At 67.6% G+C, this 23,009-nt stretch carries 17 protein-coding genes; 13 read left to right on the top strand and 4 right to left on the bottom strand.

All coding sequences use genetic code 11. The features are described 5' to 3' along the window. Positions 1-43 precede the first annotated feature (43 nt). Entirely contained in the window at positions 44-3,586 is a 3,543-nt protein-coding gene (locus RZE79_RS08005) for an indolepyruvate ferredoxin oxidoreductase family protein (RefSeq protein WP_319359749.1), read from the top strand. A 33-nt stretch (positions 3,587-3,619) separates the two neighbouring features. Here the strand turns inward: RZE79_RS08005 and RZE79_RS08000 are convergent, their stop codons facing one another. Beyond that, entirely contained in the window at positions 3,620-5,089 is a 1,470-nt protein-coding gene (locus tag RZE79_RS08000) for an HD domain-containing phosphohydrolase (RefSeq protein ID WP_319359747.1), read from the bottom strand. 142 nt (positions 5,090-5,231) lie between these two features. Between RZE79_RS08000 and RZE79_RS07995 the strand changes: the two genes are divergently transcribed. Then, positions 5,232-5,846, top strand: a complete 615-nt coding sequence (locus tag RZE79_RS07995) for a DUF308 domain-containing protein (protein ID WP_319359745.1) — start codon at positions 5,232-5,234, stop codon at positions 5,844-5,846. Here the strand turns inward: RZE79_RS07995 and RZE79_RS07990 are convergent. Beyond that, complete coding sequence (locus RZE79_RS07990) at positions 5,815-6,789, bottom strand: hypothetical protein (protein WP_319359743.1); 975 nt, start codon at positions 6,787-6,789, stop codon at positions 5,815-5,817. The genes RZE79_RS07995 and RZE79_RS07990 overlap by 32 nt on opposite strands. Positions 6,790-7,007: 218 nt before the next feature. On the opposite strand from RZE79_RS07990, the gene RZE79_RS07985 reads away from it, so the two are divergent. The 5 genes from RZE79_RS07985 to RZE79_RS07965 all read left to right on the top strand — a co-directional run bounded on the left by RZE79_RS07985 (position 7,008) and on the right by RZE79_RS07965 (position 12,437). Then, a complete protein-coding gene (locus tag RZE79_RS07985; RefSeq protein WP_319359741.1) occupies positions 7,008-8,339 on the top strand; it encodes a C4-dicarboxylate transporter DctA in 1,332 nt (443 codons plus the stop codon). A 5-nt stretch (positions 8,340-8,344) separates the two neighbouring features. After that, positions 8,345-9,052, top strand: coding sequence for a GntR family transcriptional regulator (locus tag RZE79_RS07980; protein ID WP_319359739.1), 708 nt, complete (start codon positions 8,345-8,347; stop codon positions 9,050-9,052). A 169-nt stretch (positions 9,053-9,221) separates the two neighbouring features. Beyond that, positions 9,222-10,331, top strand: coding sequence for an AI-2E family transporter (locus RZE79_RS07975; RefSeq protein ID WP_153285542.1), 1,110 nt, complete (start codon positions 9,222-9,224; stop codon positions 10,329-10,331). 154 nt (positions 10,332-10,485) lie between these two features. After that, a complete protein-coding gene (locus RZE79_RS07970) occupies positions 10,486-10,923 on the top strand; it encodes a DUF2141 domain-containing protein (protein ID WP_319359736.1) in 438 nt (145 codons plus the stop codon). 11 nt (positions 10,924-10,934) lie between these two features. Then, positions 10,935-12,437 (top strand): carotenoid oxygenase family protein, encoded by a 1,503-nt coding sequence (locus RZE79_RS07965; protein ID WP_319359734.1) that lies wholly within the window; start codon positions 10,935-10,937, stop codon positions 12,435-12,437. Positions 12,438-12,702: 265 nt separating this feature from the next. Here the strand turns inward: RZE79_RS07965 and RZE79_RS07960 are convergent, their stop codons facing one another. After that, a complete protein-coding gene (locus RZE79_RS07960; protein WP_319359732.1) occupies positions 12,703-13,605 on the bottom strand; it encodes a LysR family transcriptional regulator in 903 nt (300 codons plus the stop codon). 110 nt (positions 13,606-13,715) lie between these two features. Here RZE79_RS07960 and gcl point away from each other — a divergent pair, with 110 nt between their 5' ends. From gcl to RZE79_RS07945, 3 genes are read left to right on the top strand one after another with little or no spacing between them, the layout of a single operon-like run. Next, the gene (gene gcl, locus RZE79_RS07955) at positions 13,716-15,509 is read left to right on the top strand and encodes a glyoxylate carboligase (RefSeq protein ID WP_319359730.1); all 1,794 of its coding nucleotides are present in this window, start codon (positions 13,716-13,718) and stop codon (positions 15,507-15,509) included. 17 nt (positions 15,510-15,526) lie between these two features. Beyond that, positions 15,527-16,312, top strand: coding sequence for a hydroxypyruvate isomerase (gene hyi / locus RZE79_RS07950; protein ID WP_319359728.1), 786 nt, complete (start codon positions 15,527-15,529; stop codon positions 16,310-16,312). Positions 16,313-16,335: 23 nt separating this feature from the next. Next, complete coding sequence (locus RZE79_RS07945; RefSeq protein ID WP_319359726.1) at positions 16,336-17,250, top strand: 2-hydroxy-3-oxopropionate reductase; 915 nt, start codon at positions 16,336-16,338, stop codon at positions 17,248-17,250. 2 nt (positions 17,251-17,252) lie between these two features. On the opposite strand, the gene RZE79_RS07940 is transcribed toward RZE79_RS07945, so the two are convergent. Next, positions 17,253-18,590, bottom strand: coding sequence for an NAD(P)/FAD-dependent oxidoreductase (locus RZE79_RS07940; RefSeq protein WP_319359724.1), 1,338 nt, complete (start codon positions 18,588-18,590; stop codon positions 17,253-17,255). Between the two features lie 229 nt (positions 18,591-18,819). Between RZE79_RS07940 and RZE79_RS07935 the strand changes: the two genes are divergently transcribed. The 3 genes from RZE79_RS07935 (at position 18,820) to RZE79_RS07925 (ending at position 23,008) form a co-directional block, all read left to right on the top strand. Next, complete coding sequence (locus RZE79_RS07935; RefSeq protein WP_153285549.1) at positions 18,820-21,120, top strand: NADP-dependent malic enzyme; 2,301 nt, start codon at positions 18,820-18,822, stop codon at positions 21,118-21,120. Positions 21,121-21,438: 318 nt separating this feature from the next. Beyond that, complete coding sequence (locus RZE79_RS07930) at positions 21,439-22,353, top strand: dihydrodipicolinate synthase family protein (protein ID WP_153285550.1); 915 nt, start codon at positions 21,439-21,441, stop codon at positions 22,351-22,353. A 37-nt stretch (positions 22,354-22,390) separates the two neighbouring features. Next, positions 22,391-23,008, top strand: a complete 618-nt coding sequence (locus tag RZE79_RS07925; protein WP_319359721.1) for a TRAP transporter small permease — start codon at positions 22,391-22,393, stop codon at positions 23,006-23,008. Position 23,009: the final 1 nt, after the last annotated feature.

The raw sequence follows: 23,009 nt of genomic DNA, 5'->3' as shown, positions 1-23,009 counted from the left end.
CCACGCCCGCATTCCACGAGTCCTACCCGGAGTCTTTTCTCTCATGGCAACCCACGAACTCGCCAGCGTTGCGCTGGACGACAAATACACGGCCACCGAAGGCCGGATCTACCTGAGCGGCATCCAGGCGCTGGTGCGCCTCATGCTCGTGCAGAAATGGCGCGACCAGCAGGCCGGCCTGAACACCGCGGGCTTTGTCTCGGGCTACCGCGGCTCACCGCTCGGTGGCCTGGACGAAGCGCTGTGGAAAGCCCAGCCGCAGCTCGAGGCCAACGCCGTCAAGTTCCTGCCCGGCGTGAACGAAGAGCTGGCCGCCACCGCCGTGTGGGGCACGCAGCAGGTGCACCTGACCGGCGAGAGCGCGGTCGATGGCGTGTTTGCCATGTGGTACGGCAAGGCGCCCGGCGTGGACCGCTGCGGCGACGTGTTCAAGCACATGAGCCACGCGGGCACCTCGCCGAAGGGCGGCATCCTGCTGGTGGCGGGCGACGACCACGGCGCGTCGTCGTCCACCCTGCCCAACCAGAGCGACCACCTGTTCGCCGCGTCGATGATCCCCATGCTCTACCCGCAGAGCGTGGAGGAATACATCGAGCTGGGCCTGCACGGCTTTGCGATGTCGCGCTTTGCCGGCCTGCCGGTCGGCTTCAAGGCGCTGGCCGACACGGTGGAGTCGTCGGGCTCGATTGCCGCCGGCGCGCTCGACGTGCACACGCGCCTGCCGAAGGACTTCGCGTTCCCGCCCGGCGGCGTGCATGCGCGGCTGTCGACCGACACGCTCGGCGTGCAGGCGCGCAAGCAGGAAGCGCTGATGCAGGACTACAAGATCTACGCCGCCATCGCCTACGCGCGCGAGAACCGCCTGAACCGCGTGACCATCGATTCGCCTCAGGCGCGGCTGGGCATCGTGGCCTCGGGCAAGTCGTACCGCGACGTGCTCGAAGCGCTCGAAGAACTCGGCATCGACGCCGACGAGGCCGCGCGCATCGGCATCCGCCTGTTCAAGGTGTCGATGCCCTGGCCGCTGGAGCCGGATTCGATCCGCGAATTTGCCGACGGGCTCGAAGAGATCCTGGTGGTCGAAGAGAAGCGCCAGATCGTCGAGTACCAGCTCAAGGAGCACCTGTACAACTGGCGCGAGAACGTGCGCCCGCGCGTGATCGGCAAGTTCGACGAACAGGGCGAATGGGGCGCACACCCGCGCGGCCAATGGCTGCTGCCGGCCACGGCCGACTTCTCGGTGGCGCAGATCGCGCGCGTCATTGCCGGGCGCGTGGCGCGCTTTCACACCAGCGACCGCATCCGCATGCGGCTGGCGATTCTCGACGCGAAAGACGTGGTGCTCGGCAAGGCCGTGGCCACGCCCTCGCGCCCGGCCTGGTACTGCGCGGGCTGCCCGCACAACACCTCGACCAAGGTGCCCGAGGGCAGCCTCGCGCTCGCGGGCATCGGCTGCCATGTGATGGCCACGGCCATCTACCCCGAGCACAACCGCACCACCACGCACATGGGCGGCGAAGGTGCGCCGTGGCTCGGGCAGGCGTGGTTCTCCAAGCGCAAGCACGTGTTCGCGAACCTCGGCGACGGCACCTACTACCACTCGGGTTCGCTGGCCATTCGCGCGGCCGTGGCGGCGGGCGTGAACATCACCTACAAGATCCTCTACAACGACGCGGTCGCGATGACGGGCGGCCAGCCTGTGGACGGGCCGATCAACGTGCCGCGCATCGCGCACCAGGTCGCGGCCGAAGGCGTGAAGCGCCTCGCGCTGGTGGCCGAAGACCCGACGCGCTGGGCCGACCGCAGCCTGCTGCCACCGGACCGCGACGGCTTTTCACTGAGCGTGCACCACCGCGACGACATGGACGCAGTGCAGCGCGAGCTGCGCGGGTTCGAGGGCGTGTCGGTACTGATCTACGACCAGGTGTGCGCGGCCGAGAAGCGCCGTCGCCGCAAGAAGGGCGAGTTCCCGCAAGCCGCGCGGCGCGTGTTCATCAACGACGCCGTGTGCGAAGGCTGCGGCGACTGCGGCGAGCAATCGAACTGCACCGCCCTGCTACCGAAGCAAACCGACCTGGGCCTGAAGCGCAGCGTCGACCAGAGCGCGTGCAACGCCGACGAGTCGTGCATCAAGGGCTTCTGCCCGAGCTTCGTGACGGTCGAAGGCGTGAAGCCGCGCAAGCACGCGCCCGTGGCCGTGAAGGCCGCCGAGGAACCTGCGCTGCCCGCACCGGTACCGCTCGCACTGGACGGCATGCACAACATCCTGATCACCGGCATCGGCGGCACGGGTGTGATCACCATCGGCGCGCTGATCGGCATGGCGGCGCATCTCGAGGGCAAGGGCGTGAGCGTGCTCGACATGACGGGCATGTCGCAGAAGAACGGCTCGGTCACGTCGCACGTGCGCATTGCGCGCGACGCGACGCAGCTGAAGGCGCAGCGCATTCCCACCGGCGAGGCCGACCTGATCCTCGGCTGCGACATGCTCACGGCCGGCGCGCCCGACGCCATCGCGCGCATGCGGCCGGGCCGCACCTATGCGCTGGTCAACACCTTCGAGCAGCCGACCGGGCACTTCGCGCAGCAGCCCGACTGGGAGTTTCCGGCCGCGCAGGTGCGTGCGCTCATCGAGGAATCGGTCGAGGGCCGCGCCGACTTCATCGACGCCACGCAGCTGGCCACGCGCCTCATGGGCGACGCCATTGCCGCCAACCTGTTCCTGCTGGGCTTCGCGTTCCAGAAGGGGTTCGTGCCGCTGTCGGCCGAAGCGCTCGACAAGGCCATCGAGATCAACGGCGTGGCCGTGAAGGCCAACCAGGCTGCGTTCCGCTGGGGCCGCAAGGCTGCGCTCGACCTCGCGGCTGTCACCCGCCAGGCCGCACCGGCGCAGGTGGTGTCGCTGCAGAAGCCGCAGAGCTTCAAGGCGCTGGTGGCCGACCGCACCGCGTTCCTGACGTCGTACCAGAACGCCGCCTACGCACGCAGCTACGCGGACCTCGTCGAACGCGTGCGCGACGCCGAGCAACGCACGCGCGGCAGCACGGTGCTCGCCAAGGCCGTTGCTTCGGGTCTCTTCAAGCTCATGGCCTACAAGGACGAGTACGAGGTGGCGCGCCTGTACGCCGACCCGCGCTTCCTGGAGAAGCTGGGCGAGCAGTTCGAAGGCAAGCCCGTGCTTCGCTTTCACCTGGCACCGCCGGTGCTGGGCCGTCGCGATGCGGAAGGCCGCGCGCTGAAGACCAGCTTCGGCCCGTGGATGCTCGGCGCCTTCCGCGTGCTCGCCAAGCTGCGTGGCCTGCGCGGCACGGCGCTCGATCCGTTCGGCCGCACCGCCGAGCGCCGCATGGAGCGCCAGCTCGTTGCCGACTACCGCGCGATGGTCGAAGACCTGCTCGCGCGTTTCGAGCGCATCGACTTCGACACGGCCCTGTCGTTGGCGCGCCTGCCGGAGCAGATTCGCGGTTTCGGGCATGTGAAGGAAGAAAGCATCGTGTCGGCGCGCGTGCGGTGGGAGATGCTGCGTGGGCAGCTCGAGACCGGGGCGCCTGCGCGTGCGGTTCGGGCGGAGCCGATGGCCGCTTGAACGACGGGGCGGCCCTGTGCCGCCCCTGCCCCGCTACAGCAAGCCTCTGGCGGAGGCTTTCAGCGTGGCGGCCGCGCGGGTCGAGCAACCGAGCTTGCGGAACACGCGTTCGACATGCGTTCGCACGGTGCTCGCGCTGATGTTCAACGCACGCGCGACCTGCTTCGTGTTGTCACCCTGGCTGATGCAGCGCAGCACGTCCAGTTCGCGCTGGGACAGCGACGCGTCGTCTTGCGCGGGCCCCACGGGTTTCACAGGCGCGCCCGAGAGCGCGCAGGCGAGCAGCGCGGCGACGATCTCTTTGTCGAAGCGACCGGCCTCGGCGTCCGCCTGCATACGATCGCGCGCCTCGGCGTCGGTCAGTTCGGCTCGCCACGGCCGGCGGGTGCGGTGCGACACCCACTGCTCGGCCGCCGCGACGACCTGCCCTTCGAGCGGCATCGACGCACCGGAGCGGCCACGGAAGTAGCCCGAGCCATCGCGCCGCTCGAAGGCGAACGAGGCGATTTCTGCTTCCGCCGCGAGACCGTCGATCTGCCCTGCCGCGCGGGACGTCCAGTACGGCACGAGCCGCAGGCGTTCCATCGACGCGGCCGGCAGCGGTTCGGGCGCATTCCAGATGGCGTTGGGAACCGCGGCCCGCCCGATGCCGTGGATCAGGCCGGCCCTGTAGATGCGATGGCGCAACGCCTCGCTCATTCCCAGTTGGGCGCTGCAGTCGCGCGCCAGCTTGGCCACGCGCCGCGAGTAGCCCGTCATCCAGGGCAGCTTGAGGTCGCTCACGTCGCCGACGAGTTCCAGGCCGACGCGCTGGCGCATCGACGCCGACGTGTCTGCAGCATCAGTCCACGGCGGGGCAGGCGCATCCAACTGCTTCATCCACGCCGGGGCGTGCGGTGCGCAGGCGTCGACCAGGAAGCCGGGGTAGAGGCTGTCGGCGCGTCCCCGCGTGAGCGTGAGGGCTTCGTCGAGCCCATAGAGACGGCTGAAGATTTCGAGATCGCTCGCGAGGGCCACGACGTAAGTCGCAAGCGGCACGCCATCGCCCTGCAGCAGGCCGGGCACGCCGCTGCCATCGAACGCCTCGAAGATGGCGCGCAGGGCGGCCTCGGCCTCGGGTCCCAGGCCGAGCATGTTCGCGATGTCGCCGGCAATCTCGCAATGGATGTGGGCCATCTCCACCACGGCCCCGGGGATGGCCGCGCGGTTGGATTGGCGCATCCGCGGCTGCGACGAGGCGAGAAGGGCTCGCCGGCCCAGCACGTCGTCTTCGAGGAAGTCCGCGAACTCCTGCGCGTTCGCCGTGCAACCCGACCAGCGCAGCAGCGCCACGTGTTGCGCGACCTCGACCTGCGCCGCGTCGCAGCCGGCTTGCGTCGCGATCATTCCCGCCAGCCAGGCGGTGCGCAGCGAATGGTCGATGGGCTGGCCCATGCTCAAGTCGCCGATGAAGGCAAGCGCGCGGGCCGCGTCGAAAGCGGTGAGGGTGGTGTCTTCGAGCATGGGATCAGGGGCGGGTGCACAGCATCGCACAGCCGTCGGATCGGCGCCTGTCGGTCATTCGACCGATACCGCGGCGGGAGGGAACGCAGAAGAATCGTTGCAACCGCCTCGTTCGAGGCTCCCCCTCTCCTCCTCCCCCCTTATGTCCGACACCATCCAACCTCAACTGCAACCGGCCGCCTGGCTGCGCAAGCTCTACTTCACCCGCGCGGCCTTTTCCTTCGTGTGGGTCGCGCTGGCCTTCACCGTCGCCAAGCAATCGCCCGTGCTGACGATGATCTTGCTGGTCATCTATCCGGCATGGGACGCGCTGGCGAACCTGGTGGACGCCCGGATGACGGGCGGCACCCAAGCCAACCCGACCCAGATGCTGAACACGTGGATCAGCGCACTGGTCACCGCTGCCGTCGTGGGCTCTTTGGTGTTCGGGCTCCAGATCGGCCTGGCCATCTTCGGGCTCTGGGCCATCGTGTCGGGCCTTCTGCAGCTGGCGACCGCCCTTCGCCGCCGAAAGAGCCAGCGGGGGCAGTGGGTGATGATGCTGAGCGGCGCGCAGTCTGCGCTGGCCGGTGGCCTGTTCGTTGCACGGCAAGGCACCGACGCACCGGTCCTCCAGACGCTCGCAGGCTATGCGGCGGTGGGCGCGGTGTACTTCCTGATCTCCGGGCTCGTGATCCTGTTTCGCAAGCCGAATGGAGGGGCCGTGAACTCGCGCCCCGCCACGCCTACAGCATCTTCCACTTCTTCCGGTCGATGACGCGGCGGCGCGTGTCCATGTGCAGCTGCGACAGCTCGATGCTCACCTGGTCTTTCGTGATGTCGACGAGCCCCCAGTTGCATTGCAGCGCGCCGATGGTGACGGCCGTGCGCAACGCAGCGCCGGACGAGGTGGCCTCGAACAGGCTCCAGGGGCCGGTCGGCCATGGCACGGCGAAGCGGTTCTCGTGGACATCGCCGCTCAGGATGAGGATGCGGCGCGCCGCCGCGAGCGCCAGGATCGCGGCGTGCTCTGCCACGCAGTCCATCCAGGTCTCGCCGTGGCGGGCTTCGAAGGTGAGGCCGCTGGCGATCAGGTGCACCGTCTTCTCGTCTGATTCCTCGATGGTCTTTTTCAGCTTCTTCATCTGCGCGCTGCCAAGCACGGCCTTCTCGCCGCCCTTGGTTTTGTAGCTGCGTCCGTCGGTGAGGTGCAACATCACCGCGCCGTCCGGGTCGCCGGCGTTGCTGAGCATGAGGGTCCGGTAACCGGGTTCGGGAACGCCCGAGGCCCAGCCATCGGCGGGCTTGGGAAAGGTCTTCGGGTCGTGGGAGTCCAGCGCGTCGCGGTAGGCCTGGAACGCCGCGCGGGTCGGGTCCAGCAAGTGCCGGTACGAAGGCTGCCCCTCGATTTGCGCACCGCAGGCGCCGTTCCACAGAAAGTCGTGGTCGTCCCAGATCGGATGAATGCGCAAGCTCGTGTCGCGCACCAGCTTGGCGAACTCCTTCTGGTTCAGTTGGTCGCGCAGCCGGCCGAAGGCATGCAGCGCGAAGTCATGGGCGCCCATCGCCTTGACCGCGCCCATGTCGGAACCGTCGGCGTCGTAGTAGGCCGAGTCGCCCAGCAGCACCAGGTGCGTGGCGCCCGAGGCGCCGACCTGGGTCCAGACAGGCTGTTGTTTGAAGCTCTGGGCACTGAAGCAGGAAGTAAAGGCGATCTTCATCAGGGGCTCTCCTCGTTGTGGGTGGCGGATGCTAGGAGCCGCCCCGAAACGCCGCCTCCCCCGTCCATGGGAGCGCTTCTTCCGGCCGCTCGAAGCCCCTCGAAAAGCCCCGGGAATACCCTCTGAACCCCTGAAGTCTTCTTGCCTACAGTTCTTGTATGCAAGAAAAAGCGATCCTTGCATGCAAAACCTCGACACGACAACGACAGGAGATTTCCATGCCTCGCTTTGCCAAATCGCTCTTCGGACAGGTGGTCATCGCACTGGTGGTGGGCGTGCTCGTCGGCCTCTTTGCGCCCGAGTTCGCCGCCAAGCTCAAGCCGCTCGGTGACGGCTTCATCAAGCTGATCAAGATGATCATTCCCGTGCTGGTGTTCTGCGTGGTGGTGCATGGCATCGCCGGCGCGGGCGACCTCAAGCGCGTGGGCCGGGTCGGCGTGAAGGCGCTGATCTACTTCGAGGTGCTGACCACCATTGCACTGGCGATGGGCCTGGTGCTGGCCTTCGTGTTCGAGCCGGGCGTGGGCATGAACGTCGACCCCAAGGCGCTCGACGCGAGCGCCATGAGCGCCTACGCCTCCAACGCCGACAAGCTCACGAGCGGCGGCACGGTCGAGTTTCTGATGAAGCTCATCCCGACCACCGTGGTGGCCGCCTTCGCCACGGGCGACGTGCTGCAGGTGCTGCTGTTCGCGGTGCTGTTCGGCTGCGCGCTCGCGCTGCTGGGCGATCGCGGCGCGCCGGTGGCGGCGGTGGTCGATGCGCTCTCGCTGGTGCTGTTCAAGATCATGGGAATCATCATCAAGCTGGCGCCGCTGGGCGTGCTGGGCGCCATCGCCTTCACGGTCGGCAAGTACGGCATCGGCTCGCTCAAGCAACTGGGCATGCTGGTCGCGCTCTTCTACGGCGCGGTGCTGATCTTCGTGTTCGTGGTGCTCGGGCTGGTGATGCGCTTCTCGGGCTTCAGCCTGTGGAAGCTGCTGCGCTACCTGCGCGAAGAGCTGGCCATCGTGTTCGCCACCACCTCGTCGGACAGCGTGCTGCCGCAGATCATGGCCAAGCTGCGCCGCATGGGCATCCGCGACTCGACGGTGGGCCTGGTGATTCCCACCGGCTACTCGTTCAACCTCGACGCGTTCTCCATCTACATCACGCTGGCGGCGGTGTTCATTGCACAGGCGACCAACACGCCGATCTCGATGGCCGACCTGCTGACGATTCTGGCGATTGCGCTGGTCACGTCGAAGGGCGCACACGGCGTGCCGGGCTCGGCCATCGTGGTGCTGGCCGCCACGCTGCATGCGATTCCGGCGATTCCCGCCATCGGCCTGGTGCTGGTGCTGTCGGTCGACTGGTTCATGGGCATCGCCCGCGCGCTGGGCAACCTGATCGGCAACTGCGTGGCGACGGTGGCCATCGCAGCCTGGGAAGGCGACATCGACCGCGAACGCGCGCATGCGGTGCTCGACGGCACCTACTCGCCCGACGACGAGCCGTTGGCTGAAGCGCCCGTGGTAAACACCGGCACCGCCGCTTCCACCGCCCACTGAAAAAAATGCCCGCCGACGTCAGCCCCACCGCCATCGCCGAACGCGTCGTCGAGGCCATCCTCGCGCAGAAGCTCGCGCCCGGCGACCGGCTCGGCGAGCAGGCGCTGGCCGAGAACTTCTCGGTCAGCCGCACCATGGTGCGCGAGGCGCTGATGCAGCTGCAGGCGCGCGGTTTCGTCGAGGTGCAGTCGCGCCGCGGCTGGTACGTGGTGGAACCCTCGGCCGAAGAAGCGCGCGACGCGTTCTCGGCCCGCCGCATCGTCGAGGCCGGCATCCTGGCCGCGAGCGAAGGCCGCCCGCTGGGCCAGGTGATCCGCAAGCTGCGCGACCACATCGCCGACGAGCAGCGCGCCATCGAAGGCGCCGACGCCGCCACGCGCGCCTTTCTGCTGGCCGACTTCCATGTCTGCCTGGCCGAGCAGATGGGCCACCAGCTGCTGGTCGACGTGCTGCGCGACCTCACGGCCCGCACCACGCTGGCCGCCACGCTCTACCAGTCGAAGCACGAGGCCGGACAGTCGTGCGCGGAGCACGGCGCCATCGTCGAAGCGCTCGAGGCCGGCGACATCGCGCAGGCGCGCCAGCTCATGCTCGACCACATCGGCAATGTCGAACGCGCGCTGGAGGTCGACGCGACCACCGAGCCCGATGCACCGAGCCGCCTGCGCGCCACGTTGGCGCCCGTGGCGCTGCCGCGCGCAGCCAAGCGATAGCACTGTGTCGCTGTGCACTTGTGCCAGCCTCAGCTATCAATTGCGTAGCTGACACACGCCGCCGGCCTTGCGCCCGCGGCGTTTTTCTTGGGCAAGCCTGCTGCATCGCACAAGGGCGCGCCGGCTGACACGGCGACGGGTTCCGGCTCGGCTACAGTCCGAGACACTTATGAACTCTCCCCAACTTCAGCGCGGCGTCTTCCTCGCCCTGCTTGCTGCTGTCACCGTCGCCTTTCTGTGGGTGCTGATGCCGTTCTTCGGCGCGGTGCTCTGGGGGGTGGCGCTGGCGATCCTGTTCACGCCGCTCTACAAGTGGCTGCTCAGGAAGATGCCCGGCAAGCGCAATGCGGCCGCGCTTTCCACGCTGGCGATCTGCCTGTTCATCGTGATCCTGCCGCTGGCAATGGTGGGCGTGTCGCTGGTGCAGGAGGTGGCACTGATCACGCAGAACATCCGCTCGGGCCAGATCAACTTCGCGGCCTACTTCCAGCAGATCCTGAACGCCGCGCCGCAGTGGCTGCTGAGCCTCGTGGAGCGCTTCAGCCTGGGCGACATGGCGGCCTGGCAGGCGCGCATCTCGGCCATTGCGGGCCAGGCCAGCCAACTCATTGCCAGCCAGGCGCTGGCCATCGGGCAGAACACCTTCGACTTCGTCATCAGCTTCTTCGTGATGCTGTACCTGCTGTACTTCCTGGTGCGCGACGGCGCGACGCTCTCCAAGACCATGCGCGACGCCGTGCCGCTGGCCAAGCCGCACACGCACTACCTGCTGAACAAGTTCACCACCGTGATCCGCGCCACCGTGAAGGGCAACGTGGCCGTGGCCATTGCGCAGGGCACCATCGGCGGGCTGGCCTTCTGGTTCCTCGGCGTGCAGGGCGCGCTGCTGTGGGCGGTGCTGATGGCCTTTCTTTCGCTGCTGCCGGCCGTGGGCGCGGCGCTCATCTGGGGCCCCGTGGCCATCTACTACCTGGCCACCGGGCACTTCTGGCAAGGCGGCGTGCTGATCTTCATCGGCGTGTTCGTGATTGGCCTGGTCGACAACATCCTGCGCCCCGTGCTGGTGGGCAAGGACACGCAAATGCCCGACTACATCGTGCTGATGTCGACCATCGGCGGCATGGCGATCTTCGGCATCAACGGCTTCGTGATCGGGCCGGTGATCGCGGCGCTGTTCATGGCCGCCTGGAGCCTGTTCGCGGACGTCGGCCATGTGGGCCCGGGCCACGAAGCCGAGGACACGACCGACGCGGCGAAGGCGGGCCAGAAGAAGCTCTGACCGCAGCCGCGGCCCTTTCCTCGGGTCACAGGCCGCGACGTTCGCTCCGCCTGCGCGCATTTCGCGCGCGCATTCACGCATTCCGTCGCATGACGCTGGGCACCGCCCGGCGACTGCGGGATCGTCGGGCCCTCCACCCACCCCGAGGCCTGCCATGCACCTTCCCGCTTTGCTCTCCCGCCCCGCCGCGCGCGCCCTGCTCACGGCCGCCGCGCTCGCCCCGCTCGGCGCCCTGGCCGCCGACCTGAATCTGCGCATCGCCGACGGCCCTGCCGCCGGCGCCACGCTCTACGTCGCGCTGTACACCGACGCCGCCGGCTACGCCGACAGCAAGGCCGTCGCCTCGCAGACCGCGCCGATGCGCGAAGGCAAGGCGCGCTTCGTCTTCACCGACCTGGCGCCCGGGCGCTATGCGCTGCGCGTGTTCGCCGACGAGAACGGCAACGGCAAGCTCGACACCAACCTCGTGGGCATGCCGATCGAACGCTACGGCTTCTCGAACGACGCCAAGGGCAACCGCGGCGCGCCCGACTTCGAGGCCGCCGCCTTCCGCGTCGAGGCCGACGCGCAGGCCGTCATTCACCTGCGCTGAGGAGCACCGCCATGGAACGACGCGAACTCCTGCGCCTGCTGGCCACCGCCGGCGCCCTGCCCCTCTTCAGCCCGCTGGCGCGTGCCGCCGGCACCACCGACGACAACTGGCAGGCCCAGTTCGAAGCCGCCGATGCGCCGTGGAAGATCGGCTTCGCCACGCCCCCGGGCGACCTGCCGCTGACCCGCGCCACCGTGCGCGGTCGCTTTCCCGACGCCGTCGCCGGCACGCTGTTCCGCATCGGCCCGGCCGGCCACGACCTGGGCGGCGAGCGCTACCACCACTGGTTCGACGGCGACGGCATGGTCCACCGCTTCGTGATCGAAGGCGCCGACGTGCGGCACCAGGGCCGCTACGTCGCCACGCCCAAGCGCGTGGCCGAAGTGAAGGCCGGCCGCCACCTCACCGAAGCCTTCGGCACCATGCCGCCGGACGTGGAGCCGCCCACCTCGGCCGACGCCATCAACGTCGCCAACACCAGCGTGCTGCCGATGCAGGGCGAAGTGCTCGCGCTGTGGGAAGGCGGCTCGGCCACGCGCATCGATGCACGCACCCTCGACACGCTCGGCGTGAAGACCTGGCGCGCCGACCTCGCTGGCATGCCCTTCTCGGCCCACCCCAAGGTCGACCCGGACGGCACCGTGTGGAACTTCGGCGTGAGCTCGGGCCAAAGCCTGCTCGCGCTGTACGAGATCGCGCCCGGCGGTGCGTTGCGCCGCGCGGCCGTCGTGCCGGTGCCCGAGCTATCCATGGTCCACGACTTCGCCGTGACCGCGCGGCACCTGGTGTTCCTCATGCCGCCGCTGGTCTACGACAGCAAGCGCAAGGAGGCCGGCGCAAGCTTTCTCGACGCCCACGTCTGGCGGCCCGAGCTCGGCATGCGCGCGCTGGTGGTCGACAAGCAGAGCTGGGACACGCGCCAGCTGTTCGAGCTGCCCGCCGGCTTCCTGTTCCACGTCGGCAATGCATGGGAAGAAGACACGCCGCGCGGCGCGCGCATCCACATCGACTACGTCCGCACGCAGAACGCCGAGTCGGTGTTCACCAGCAACCGCGAGGTGATGCGCGCACGCCGCGTGCGCCGCAACGAACCGCGCCTGACCGTCGCCACGCTCGACCTGGGCACCGGCAAGGCCACGCAGCGCGAACTGCCGCTCGAGGCCGAGTTCCCCCGCATCGATCCGCGCCGCGTCGGCCTGCGCCACCGCCAGGTGGTCCACGCCACGCAGACGCGCGCCGACGTACCGGGTTTCGGCGCGGTCGCGCGCACCGACATCGAGACTGGACGCAGCCAGCGCTTCAGTTACGGCGCGCAGGCGATCGTCGAAGAGCACGTCTTCGTGCCGGATGGTGCGAAGCCGGGTTGGGTGCTGGGCACGGCGCTGGACTTCGGTCGGCAGCGGACGGTGCTGTCGTGCTTTGCTGCGGACCACCTTGCTGCAGGGCCTGTGGCGCAGGCGACGCTGCCTTATGCGCTGCCGCTGGGGCTGCACGGAGCGTTTGTGAGGGCCTGAAGTTCAGGGCGACACTCCCGCCGACGGGGAACCTTGCTCCGCGAATGTCCCCCGCCCTTCGGGCTCCTCCTTGATTTCGCTGCGCAAGGCACCCCATCGACGTGAGCGTCATCAGAGCGGTCGTTGATCGGCGAGCACAACGACAGCGCTCGGTGTGCTCAGGACATTGGGTGCTTCCCGCAGCGAAATCAAGGAGGAGCGAAGCGGGGGACATTCGCGGAGGGAAGTACCCGATGGCCTGGGCACGCGCCCTGAATGACCCAAGTCAGGCCCCCCACCACCCTTCGTCAAACCGCCCCTGCAAGAACGCCACGAACCCCGACACCTTCCCCGGCACCAACTTCGGCGAAGGAAACACCGCGTGAATCTCCTGCTCAGGCAGCGCATGGTCCCCCAGCACGGCGTTCACCCTGCCAGCAGCCAGCGACTCACTCGCCACATAGCGCGGCATCAGCGCAATCCCCAACCCGTCACGCGCCGCAGCCAGCACAGCCGACAGATTGTTGGAACGGAAGCGCCCCGACACAGGCACCGTTACCGGATCACCCTTCGGCGTGTGCATGCGCCAGAACTCGTCGCCCACCACGCTGCTGTAGATCAGTGCCACATGCGCGCTCAGGTCCTGCGCGCGTTTGGGCGTGCCGTGCTTCTTCAGATAGGCCGGCGACGCCACCATGACCCACGGGTTGGCGCCCAGGTAGCGCGCACCCAGTGACGAATCGGCCAGCTTGCCCATGCGGATCGCCACGTCGATGCCCTGCGCGATGAGGTCCACGTAGCGGTCTTCAAAACTCAGGTCGAGCTGCACCTGCGGATGCCGGCGCATGTACTCCAGCGCCAGCGGCACCACCACGCGCCGCCCGAAGGCCACCGACGTTCCCACGCGCAGCAGGCCCTGCGCCTGGTTCTGCCGCAGCTGCACGATGCTGTCGGCCTCTTCCGCGTCGCGCACGATGGTCTTGCACTTCTCGTAATAGAGCGCGCCCGGCTCCGTGAGGCTCACGCCGCGTGTGTTGCGGTTGAGCAGCCGCACCTTCAGCCGCGCCTCCGTGGCCGCGATCTGCTTGGTCACGGTGGGTTGCGTGGTGTTGAACTCGCGCGCCGCTTTCGAGAAGCTGCCGGTCTCCACGACCCGCACGAACATTTCCATTGCCAAGAGTCTGTCCATTCGCGGATGGTAGCCAGTTATTCCGCCACGGAATAGGTTTTATGGTCCCCAGCCGTCTTCTTGGAATGCGCCCCGCTTCCTACAGTGAGGCCACCTCAAGGAGACTTTCAATGGCAAAGATGACAGCGGTCCAGGCCGCAGTTCTGGTGATGGAAAAAGAAGGCGTGACGCAGGCCTTCGGCGTGCCAGGCGCAGCGATCAACCCGCTGTACTCGGCGATGCGCCAGCGCGGCAGCATCGCGCACATTCTGGCGCGCCACGTCGAGGGCGCCTCGCACATGGCCGAGGGCTACACCCGTGCCATCGCCGGCAACATCGGCGTGTGCATCGGCACCTCGGGCCCGGCGGGCACCGACATGATCACGGGCCTGTACTCGGCCTGGGCCGATTCGATTCCCATTCTTTGCATCACCGGCCAGGCACCGCGCGCCCGCCTGTACAAGGAAGACTTCCAGGCCGTCGACATCGAGTCGATCTCCAAGCCCGTCACCAAGTGGTCGGTCACCGTGCGCGAACCCGGCCAGGTGCCGCAGGTGTTCCAGCAGGCCTTCCACCTCATGCGCTCGGGCCGCCCGGGCCCCGTGCTCATCGACCTGCCCTTCGACGTGCAGATGGCGCAGATCGAGTTCGACATCGATGCCTACGAGCCCCTCAAGCCCTACAAGCCGGCCGCCACGCGCGCCCAGATCGAGAAGGCCATCGGCATGATGCAGGCGGCCGAGCGCCCGCTGATCGTGGCCGGCGGCGGCATCATCAATGCCGACGCGTCCGACCTGCTCGTGCGCTTTGCCGAAGCCACCGGTGTGCCGGTGATCCCCACGCTCATGGGCTGGGGCACGATTCCCGACGACCACCCGCTCATGGCCGGCATGTGCGGCCTGCAGACCAGCCACCGCTACGGCAACGCCACCGTGCTCGCGTCGGACTTCGTGCTGGGCATCGGCAACCGCTGGGCCAACCGCCACACCGGCTCGGTCGATGTCTACACCAAGGGCCGCACCTTCGTGCACGTGGACATCGAGCCCACGCAGATCGGCCGCGTGTTCACGCCCGACTTCGGCATCGTCTCCGACGCCAAGGCCGCGCTCGAACTCTTCGTCGAAGTGGCCGAGGAAATGAAGGCCGCGGGCAAGCTCACCGACCGTGGCGCCTGGGCCGGCGAATGCCGCGAGCGCAAGAAGACCTTGCTGCGCAAGACCAACTTCGACAGCGTGCCGATGAAGCCGCAGCGCGTGTACCAGTGCATGAACAACCACCTGGACCGCGACACCTGCTACGTGAGCACGATCGGCCTGTCGCAGATCGCGGCCGCGCAGTTCCTGCACGTGTACAACCCGCGCCACTGGATCAACTGCGGCCAGGCCGGCCCGCTGGGCTGGACCATTCCCGCCGCGCTGGGCGTGCGCGCCGCCGACCCGACGCGCAAGATCGTCGCGCTCTCGGGCGACTACGACTTCCAGTTCATGATCGAAGAGCTGGCCGTGGGCGCGCAGTTCAAGCTGCCCTACCTGCACATCGTGGTCAACAACTCCTACCTCGGCCTGATCCGCCAGTCGCAGCGCGGCTTCGAGATGGACTACTGCGTGCAGCTGGCGTTCGACAACATCAACGCACCGGCCGACGCCGGCATCGAAGGCAGCTACGGCGTCGATCACCTCAAGGTGGTCGAGGGCCTGGGCTGCAAGGCGATCCGCGTGCACAAGCAGGAAGAGATGGCACCCGCCATCGCCCGCGCCGAAGCACTCATGGCCGAGTTCCAGGTGCCGGTCGTCATCGAGGTGATGCTCGAGCGCGTGACCAACATCGCGATGGGCACCGAGATCGACGCCATCAACGAATTCGAACCGCTGGCCGAAAGCATGGCCGACGCACCGACCGCACTTGCAGTGGCGATGCTGGACTGACCGAGGAGACGAAAGACATGCCCAAGTTCGCAGCCAATCTCACGATGCTCTTCACCGAGCTGCCGTTCATGCAGCGCTTCGAGGCGGCCGCCAAGGCCGGCTTCGAGGCGGTGGAGTACCTCTTCCCCTACCCCTTCGACAAGAAGGAGCTCGTGGCCGCACTGCGCACCAACGGCCTGCAGCAGGTGCTGCACAACCTGCCGGCCGGCGACTGGGACAAGGGCGAGCGCGGCATCGCCTGCCACCCGGACCGCACCGGCGAGTTCCGTGAAGGCATTGCAGTGGCCATCGACTACGCGACCGCGCTGGGCTGCCCGCAGCTCAACTGCCTGGTCGGCAAGGTGCCGGCGAGCGTGAGCACGGAAGCCGCGCACAAGACCGTGGTCGAGAACCTGCGCCTCGCAGCGCGCGAGCTCGAAGCCGCGGGCCTGCGCCTGCTGATCGAGCCGATCAACACCTTCGACATCCCCGGCTTCTTTCTCACGCGCACCGACCAGGCGCTGGCGCTGATCGACGAGGTGGGCTCCAGCAACCTGCGCGTGCAGTACGACATCTACCACGCACAGCGCATGGAAGGCGAGCTGGGCAACACGCTCACCAAGCAGCTGGCACGCATCGGCCACATCCAGCTGGCCGACAACCCGGGCCGCGGCGAGCCGGGCACGGGAGAGATCAACTACCCGTGGCTGTTCCAGCACATCGATGCGCTGGGCTATGACGGGTGGATCGGCTGCGAATACAAGCCCCGCGCCACCACCGTCGAAGGCCTCGGCTGGCGCGAAGCCCTCACGAAGAAGCAATGAACGTTCACGAAGGAAACAGAGACATGACCACTGCAGCAGCACAAAAAATCGGATTCATCGGCCTGGGCATCATGGGCGCGCCCATGGCGGGCCACCTGCTCGACGCAGGCCACGAACTCTTCGTGAACACGCACGGCAACACGCCGGAGCCCTTCGTCTCGAAGGCCGCCATCTGCGGCTCGGCCGCCGAAGTGGCGCGCAAGGCCGACATCATCTTCATCATGGTGCCCGACACCCCTGATGTGGAAAAAGTGCTGTTCGGCGCACCGGGCGCGGAAGGCGTGGCCGACGGCCTGAAGGGTTCGCAGGGCAAGATCGTGGTGGACTGCAGCTCCATCGACCCGATCGCCACCAAGGAATTCGCGCGCCGCATCGTCGCGCTGGGCGCTGGCTACATCGACGCGCCGGTCTCGGGCGGCGAAGTGGGCGCCAAGGCCGCGAGCCTGACGATCATGTGCGGCGGCGACGAAGGCACCTTCGGCCGCGTGAAGCCGCTGCTCGACAAGATGGGCAAGAACGTGACGCTGGTGGGCGGCGCGGGCGACGGCCAGGTCTGCAAGGTGGCCAACCAGATCATCGTGGCGCTGAACATCGCCGCCGTGAGCGAGGCGTTGGTGTTCGCCTCAAAGGCCGGCGCCGACCCCGCCAAGGTGCGCCAGGCGCTGATGGGCGGCTTTGCCAGCTCGCGCATTCTCGAAGTGCACGGCGAACGCATGATCAAGCGCACCTTCGCGCCGGGCTTCCGCATTTCGCTGCACCAGAAGGACCTGAACCTCGCGATGCAGAGCGCGCGTTCGCTGGGTGTGGCGCTGCCGCAGACCGCGAACGCAGCGCAGCTGATGAACGCCTGCGCGGCGATGGGCTATGGACAGCTGGACCACTCGGCGCTGGTGAAGGCCCTTGAGGCCCTCGCCCAGCACACCGTGTCGCCTGACTGAAACTAGGTCTTTGCCGTTTCCAGCGATTCCTTCAGATTGCGTCGGCGCCATGCCCAGGTCTTCACGGCCTGCGGCAGGATGCCGATGCACGACGCGTAGTACGTCACCTTGAAGCCCCAGAAGCGCGGCCCGATGGGCGTGTTGCGGAACAGGTCGCCGGCCAGGATGGACAGCAGCGCCTCCTGCATGCGCCAGATGTTGCGCGGCGCCATGAACAGGCGGCGAATCGCGGGCGAGGTGATGCGATAGATGAACCACGAGAACATCTTCGGCCCGTGCTTCATCACCTTCTCGTAATGCCGGAAGGCCTTCTCGGCCTCCTTCGCCTCGCCCTTGAGCCAGAGGTCGGCGCAGGTCGCGGCCTCGAAGCCGCTGTTCATCGCCAGGTACACGCCCGACGAGAACATCGGGTCGACGAAGGCATAGGCGTCGCCCACCATCATGAAGCGGTCGCCGCGGCAGAACCTGGAGTCGTAGGCGTAGTTGCCGGTGGAGGTGGCGCCTTCCATCAGCGTGGCGTTCTTCAGGCGCGCAGCGAGCTTGGGCGCGAGCGCGATGGTTTCCATGAGGAAGTCTTCGAGCGAGCCCTTGCGGCGCTTGAAGTAGGCCGGCGAGGCCACCGCGCCGACGCTCACGGTGCCGTCCTTCAGCGGGATGTACCAGAACCAGCCGTGGTCGAACCAGAACAGCGAGATGTTGCCCTCGAAGCGGCCCGGCCGGCGCTCGGCGTTGGCGAAGTGGCCGTACAGCGCCGCGCTCGCATGCTTGCGGTTGCGCTGCTTGGCATCGAACTGGTTCGACAGCAGCGTGTCGCGCCCGCTGGCGTCGATCACGAAGCGCGGGCGCCATGCGGTCTCGGTGCCGTCGTCGGCCTTGACCTTCACGAGCGGCCGGTTGTCGAGCGTGCCCTTGCCCGCGTCCATGTCGACGCCGGTGACGCGCCGGCCCTCGAAGGTGCGCGCGCCGCGCTTGCCGGCATGGCGGAACAGCAGCTCGTCGAACTCCGAACGGCGCACGTGCACCGCATAGGGAAAACTCTTGTCCATCGCCTGGCCGAAGTCGAAGTGGCTGGTGTGGTCGTGCCAGGGCGAGACGAATTCGGCGCCGTGCTTGCGCAGGCCGATGGCCTCGACCTCGGTGCGCACGCCGAGCCGGTCGAACAGCGGCATGTTCATCGGCAGCAAGGATTCGCCGATGTGAAAGCGCGGGTGCTGCGCCTTCTCGAGCAGCACCACGTCGTGGCCCTTGTCTGCGAGCAAGGCAGCCACCGTGGAGCCCGAGGGGCCTCCGCCGATGACCACGACGTCCGGTTCGGTGCCGGTGAAAGGTCCGGGTGTCATTCGATGTCCCTCCGTGTTGTTCTGTCGCTGTGTCGTTCCAGGACGATGGTTCGTCGCACCGCCCGCGCGGCACGGATTTGTCCCCCTGAAACGGGGGTGTTGAAGTTTAGCCAGTCGGCAGACCCTCTCGATACGGCCGAAGATAGAGGGTCTCGTCGTTCCCCCCGAGAGAAGAGGCCACGCTTTTGCGGTAGCCTCATTGCCCGCCAGAACCAAGGAGACTTTTCAAATGGCTGCATCCCTGTCCCCCGCTGAAGAAGCACTTCGAGAAGCAGCGCGCGAATACCACCGCTCGCCCGTCAAGGGCAAGATCTCGATCACCCCCACCAAGCCCCTGCTGAACCAGCGCGACCTGTCGCTGGCGTATTCGCCGGGCGTGGCCTACCCCTGCCTCGACATTGCGGCCGACCCGTCGCTCGCGGCCGAATACACCGCCCGCGGCAACCTCGTGGGCGTCATCACCAACGGCACCGCCGTGCTGGGCCTGGGCAACATCGGCCCGCTGGCCTCCAAGCCCGTGATGGAAGGCAAAGGCTGCCTGTTCAAGAAATTCGCCGGCATCGACGTGTTCGACATCGAGCTGGCCGAGAACGACCCCGACAAGCTGGTCGACATCATTGCGGCGCTGGAGCCCACGCTGGGCGGCATCAACCTCGAGGACATCAAGGCGCCCGAGTGCTTCTACATCGAGAAGAAGCTGCGCGAGCGCATGAACATCCCGGTGTTCCACGACGACCAGCACGGCACGGCCATCATCTCGGCCGCGGCACTGCTCAACGGCCTGGAACTGGTCGGCAAGAAGATCGAAGACGTCAAGATCGCCGTCTCGGGCGCGGGCGCTGCCGCCATCGCCTGCCTGGACGTGATGGTCGGCCTGGGCGCCAAGCCCGCCAACATCTACGCCTGCGACTCCAAGGGCCTGATCTACATGGGCCGCGCGGGCGGCTTCGACGAATCGAAGTCGCGCTACGCCCAGAAGGACACGGGTGCCCGCACCCTGGCCGACGTGGTGAAGGACGCCGACGTGTTCCTCGGCTGCTCGGCCCCCGGCGTCATGAGCGCCGAGATGGTCAAGACCATGGGCACGCAGCCGATCATCCTGGCGCTGGCCAACCCCGAGCCTGAAATTCGCCCCGAGCTGGCCAAGGCCGTGCGCCCCGACTGCATCATTGCCACGGGCCGTTCGGATTACCCGAACCAGGTCAACAACGTGCTGTGCTTCCCGTACATCTTCCGCGGTGCGCTCGACTGCGGCGCGAGCAAGATCACGGAAGAAATGAAGCTGGCCTGCGTGCGCGAGATTGCCGACCTCACCAAGGCCGACATCAGCGAAGAAGTGGCCACCGCCTACGCCGGCCAGGAGCTGGCCTTCGGCCCCGACTACATCATTCCGAAGCCCTTCGATTCGCGCCTGATCTTGCGCATCGCGCCGGCCGTGGCCAAGGCAGCGGCCGCCTCGGGCGTGGCCGCGCGCCCCATCGAGGACATGGAGGCCTACCGCCAGCACCTGACGCGCTTCGTCTACCAGACGGGCATGTTCATGCGCCCGGTGTTCAGCGCCGCAAAAATCTCCACCACCAAGCGCGTGGCCTACGCCGAAGGCGAAGACGAGCGCGTGCTGCGCGCCGCGCAGTGGGCGGTCGACGAAGGCCTGGCCCAGCCCATCCTGGTGGGCCGCCCCGCCGTGATCGAGGCACGCATCCAGAAGGCCGGCCTGCACATCCGCCCCGGCACCGACTTCGAGATCGTGAACCCCGAGGACGACCCGCGCTTTCGCACCTACTGGGAGAGCTTCCACAAGCTCATGGGCCGCCGCGGCGTGACGCCCGAGGCCGCCAAGACGATGGTGCGCCGCTCCAACACGACCATCGCCGCGCTGATGCTGCACCTGGGCGACGCCGACGCGATGATCTGCGGCCTGGTCGGGCGCTTCGACGTGCACCTGGAGCACATCCGCAACCTGATCGGCCTGAAGCGCGGCGCGCCCGGCTTTGCCACGCTGAACGCGCTCACGCTCGAGAAGCGCACGGTGTTCATCACCGACACCAACGTGAACGAAGACCCGAGTGCCGAGCTGCTGGCCAGCATCGCCGTGATGGCCGCCGAAGAGGTGCGCCGCTTCGGCCTGCCGCCGAAGGTGGCGTTCCTGTCGCACTCGAACTACGGCACCTCCAGCCGCGGCTCGGCGCGCAAGATGCGCCTGGCGCGCGAGCTGTTCTCGCAGATGGCCCCCGACATCGAGTGCGACGGCGAGATGCACGGCGACGCCGCGCTGTCCGACGAGATCCGCCGCACCGCCCTGCCCGAGACCACGCTCAGCGGCGAGGCCAACCTGCTGGTGTGCCCCAACCTCGACTCGGCCCACATCCTCTACAACGTGCTGAAGATGACCGGCGCGAACGGCATCACGGTGGGCCCGATCCTGCTGGGCGGCGCAAGCTCGGCCCACGTGCTGACGCCCTCGGCGACGGTGCGCCGCATCATCAACATGACGGCGCTGGCCGTGGCGAAGGTGAAGGCCCAGGACTGATGGCGCTGACGTAGTCACCGCGCCCCACCGGCTCCGTCGCGAGCCGCACGCCCCGCCGCGTTCACCGCAGCGGGGCTTTTTTTCGTCCGCCGCATCCTGAGGCGCCTCGGTGCGCAGGCGCGCCAAGGCGGTGCTTCCGGACGCCCGACCGCCCGTTTCCGAAGCGTCCAACCACCATTTCGACTGGCACGCAATCTGCTAATACCCTGAGCGGATATTTCACATATCTTACTAATATATTTAGAAACCAAGCCTTCAGACCCTGGTTCCACCCGCTGTCCGCAGCGCCCTTTCTCTTCTTTTTCGAGGTACACGTTCATGAGCAATCCCCGCTGGCAAGGCATCTTCCCCGCCATCACCACCAAGTTCCACGCCGACGAGAGCATCGACGCCGAAGGCACCGCCCGCCACATCGACTTCCAGATCCGCAACGGCATCCACGGCCTCGTCACCTGCGGTTCGCTGGGCGAAGCCAGCACGCTGACGCTGGAAGAAAAGCTGCAGGTCGCGAAGATCGCCCTGGAAGCCGCCGATGGCCGCATCCCCGTGCTGGCCAACGTGTCGGAAACCAGCACCCGCGAAGCCCTGCGCTACGTGGACGGCGCCAACAAGCTGGGCGTGGCCGGCTACATGGTCATGCCCTCGGTGATCTACGTGGCCGACGCGCGCGAAGCCATGCTCAACGTGCGCACCATCGCCAACGCGGCCCAGAAGCCCATCATGGTCTACAACAACCCGGTGGCCTACCGCGTGGACCTGAAGCCCGAGCACATGGTCGAGCTGGCCGACTGCGAGTGGATCGCGGCCATCAAGGAGAGCACCGACAACATCCGCCGCATCACCGACCTGCGCAACACGGTGGGCGACCGCTACCAGCTGTTCCTGGGCGTGGACGATCTGGCCTACGAAGGCCTCGCCCTGGGCTGCGACGGCCTGCTGGCCGGCGTCGGTTGCGCCTTCCCGCGCGAGACGGTGGCGCTGTACGACCTGATGAAGGCCGGCAAGTTTGCCGAAGCGCTGAAGCTCTACCAGTGGATGACGCCGATGCTGCATCTGGACGTGTCGACCAAGCTGGTGCAGAACCTGAAGCTCATCGACCTGCTGGTCGGCGTGGGCACCGAGCACATGCGCCGCCCGCGCCTGCCGCTCATCGGCGAGGAGCGCGCCTTCATCGAGAAGGTCGTCGCCAAGGCGCTGGCCACGCGGCCCACGCAATACCAGTCGGTGGCCTGAGCCCCCTCGCACGACGCACCCCAAGGCCCAGAACACCATGCAAGAAAACGCCTTGAAAGAAAGCGGCGGCCTGTCCCGCCGCGTGCTCGACGCGTCGGACTTTGTCCTGCGCTGCGAGCGCCACCTCCTCAGCAGCCTGATGGGCTTGCTCATCGTGCTGGTGCTGCTGAACGTGGTCACGCGCTACGGCGGCTTTCCGATCTACTGGGTGGACGAGGCGTCGGTGTACTGCGTGGTCTGGCTCACCTTCATCGGTGCGTCGGCGATGACGCGGCTGCGCCTGGACTTTGCGGTGACCTTGCTCACCGACAAGCTCGGCGCCCGGGCCGTGCGCATCGCCAAGGCCGGTGCCTCGGGCTGCGTGCTGCTGCTCGGGCTGGCCCTGCTCGCGATGTGCTGGCTGTGGATGGACCCGGCCGGCATCGTGCGCCACGGCTTCGACGCGAAGGAGTTCGCGGCCGAGAGCTTCAACTTTCTCTACACCGAGCGCACGCAGACGCTCGACTGGCCGACGTGGCTGGTGCAGCTCATCCTGCCGATCTTCTCGCTCACTCTCAGCGTGCATGCGCTGGCCAACCTCCTCGAAGACCTCGGCCTGCAGCCCAAGCGCACGCATGACGAGTTCCATGTCGCCAACGCGGACGCCGTGAACTGAA

The organism is Variovorax sp. EBFNA2 (assembly GCF_033802765.1).
GTDB lineage: Bacteria > Pseudomonadota > Gammaproteobacteria > Burkholderiales > Burkholderiaceae_C > Variovorax > Variovorax paradoxus_H.
This window is presented reverse-complemented; position numbering and strand designations above follow the sequence as displayed.

Bases quoted from the DNA above. Each gene is read 5' to 3' on its own strand.
- RZE79_RS07925 (WP_319359721.1), top strand. From the start codon at position 22,391: ATGCAAGAAAACGCCTTGAAAGAAAGCGGCGGCCTGTCCCGCCGCGTG.
- RZE79_RS07930 (WP_153285550.1), top strand. From the start codon at position 21,439: ATGAGCAATCCCCGCTGGCAAGGCATCTTCCCCGCCATCACCACCAAG.
- RZE79_RS08005 (WP_319359749.1), top strand. From the start codon at position 44: ATGGCAACCCACGAACTCGCCAGCGTTGCGCTGGACGACAAATACACG.
- RZE79_RS07975 (WP_153285542.1), top strand. From the start codon at position 9,222: ATGAACTCTCCCCAACTTCAGCGCGGCGTCTTCCTCGCCCTGCTTGCT.
- RZE79_RS07995 (WP_319359745.1), top strand. From the start codon at position 5,232: ATGTCCGACACCATCCAACCTCAACTGCAACCGGCCGCCTGGCTGCGC.
- RZE79_RS07940 (WP_319359724.1), bottom strand. From the start codon at position 18,590: ATGACACCCGGACCTTTCACCGGCACCGAACCGGACGTCGTGGTCATC.
- RZE79_RS07970 (WP_319359736.1), top strand. From the start codon at position 10,486: ATGCACCTTCCCGCTTTGCTCTCCCGCCCCGCCGCGCGCGCCCTGCTC.
- RZE79_RS07965 (WP_319359734.1), top strand. From the start codon at position 10,935: ATGGAACGACGCGAACTCCTGCGCCTGCTGGCCACCGCCGGCGCCCTG.
- RZE79_RS07935 (WP_153285549.1), top strand. From the start codon at position 18,820: ATGGCTGCATCCCTGTCCCCCGCTGAAGAAGCACTTCGAGAAGCAGCG.
- gcl (WP_319359730.1), top strand. From the start codon at position 13,716: ATGGCAAAGATGACAGCGGTCCAGGCCGCAGTTCTGGTGATGGAAAAA.
- hyi (WP_319359728.1), top strand. From the start codon at position 15,527: ATGCCCAAGTTCGCAGCCAATCTCACGATGCTCTTCACCGAGCTGCCG.
- RZE79_RS08000 (WP_319359747.1), bottom strand. From the start codon at position 5,089: ATGCTCGAAGACACCACCCTCACCGCTTTCGACGCGGCCCGCGCGCTT.
- RZE79_RS07980 (WP_319359739.1), top strand. From the start codon at position 8,345: ATGCCCGCCGACGTCAGCCCCACCGCCATCGCCGAACGCGTCGTCGAG.
- RZE79_RS07960 (WP_319359732.1), bottom strand. From the start codon at position 13,605: ATGGACAGACTCTTGGCAATGGAAATGTTCGTGCGGGTCGTGGAGACC.
- RZE79_RS07990 (WP_319359743.1), bottom strand. From the start codon at position 6,789: ATGAAGATCGCCTTTACTTCCTGCTTCAGTGCCCAGAGCTTCAAACAA.
- RZE79_RS07985 (WP_319359741.1), top strand. From the start codon at position 7,008: ATGCCTCGCTTTGCCAAATCGCTCTTCGGACAGGTGGTCATCGCACTG.
- RZE79_RS07945 (WP_319359726.1), top strand. From the start codon at position 16,336: ATGACCACTGCAGCAGCACAAAAAATCGGATTCATCGGCCTGGGCATC.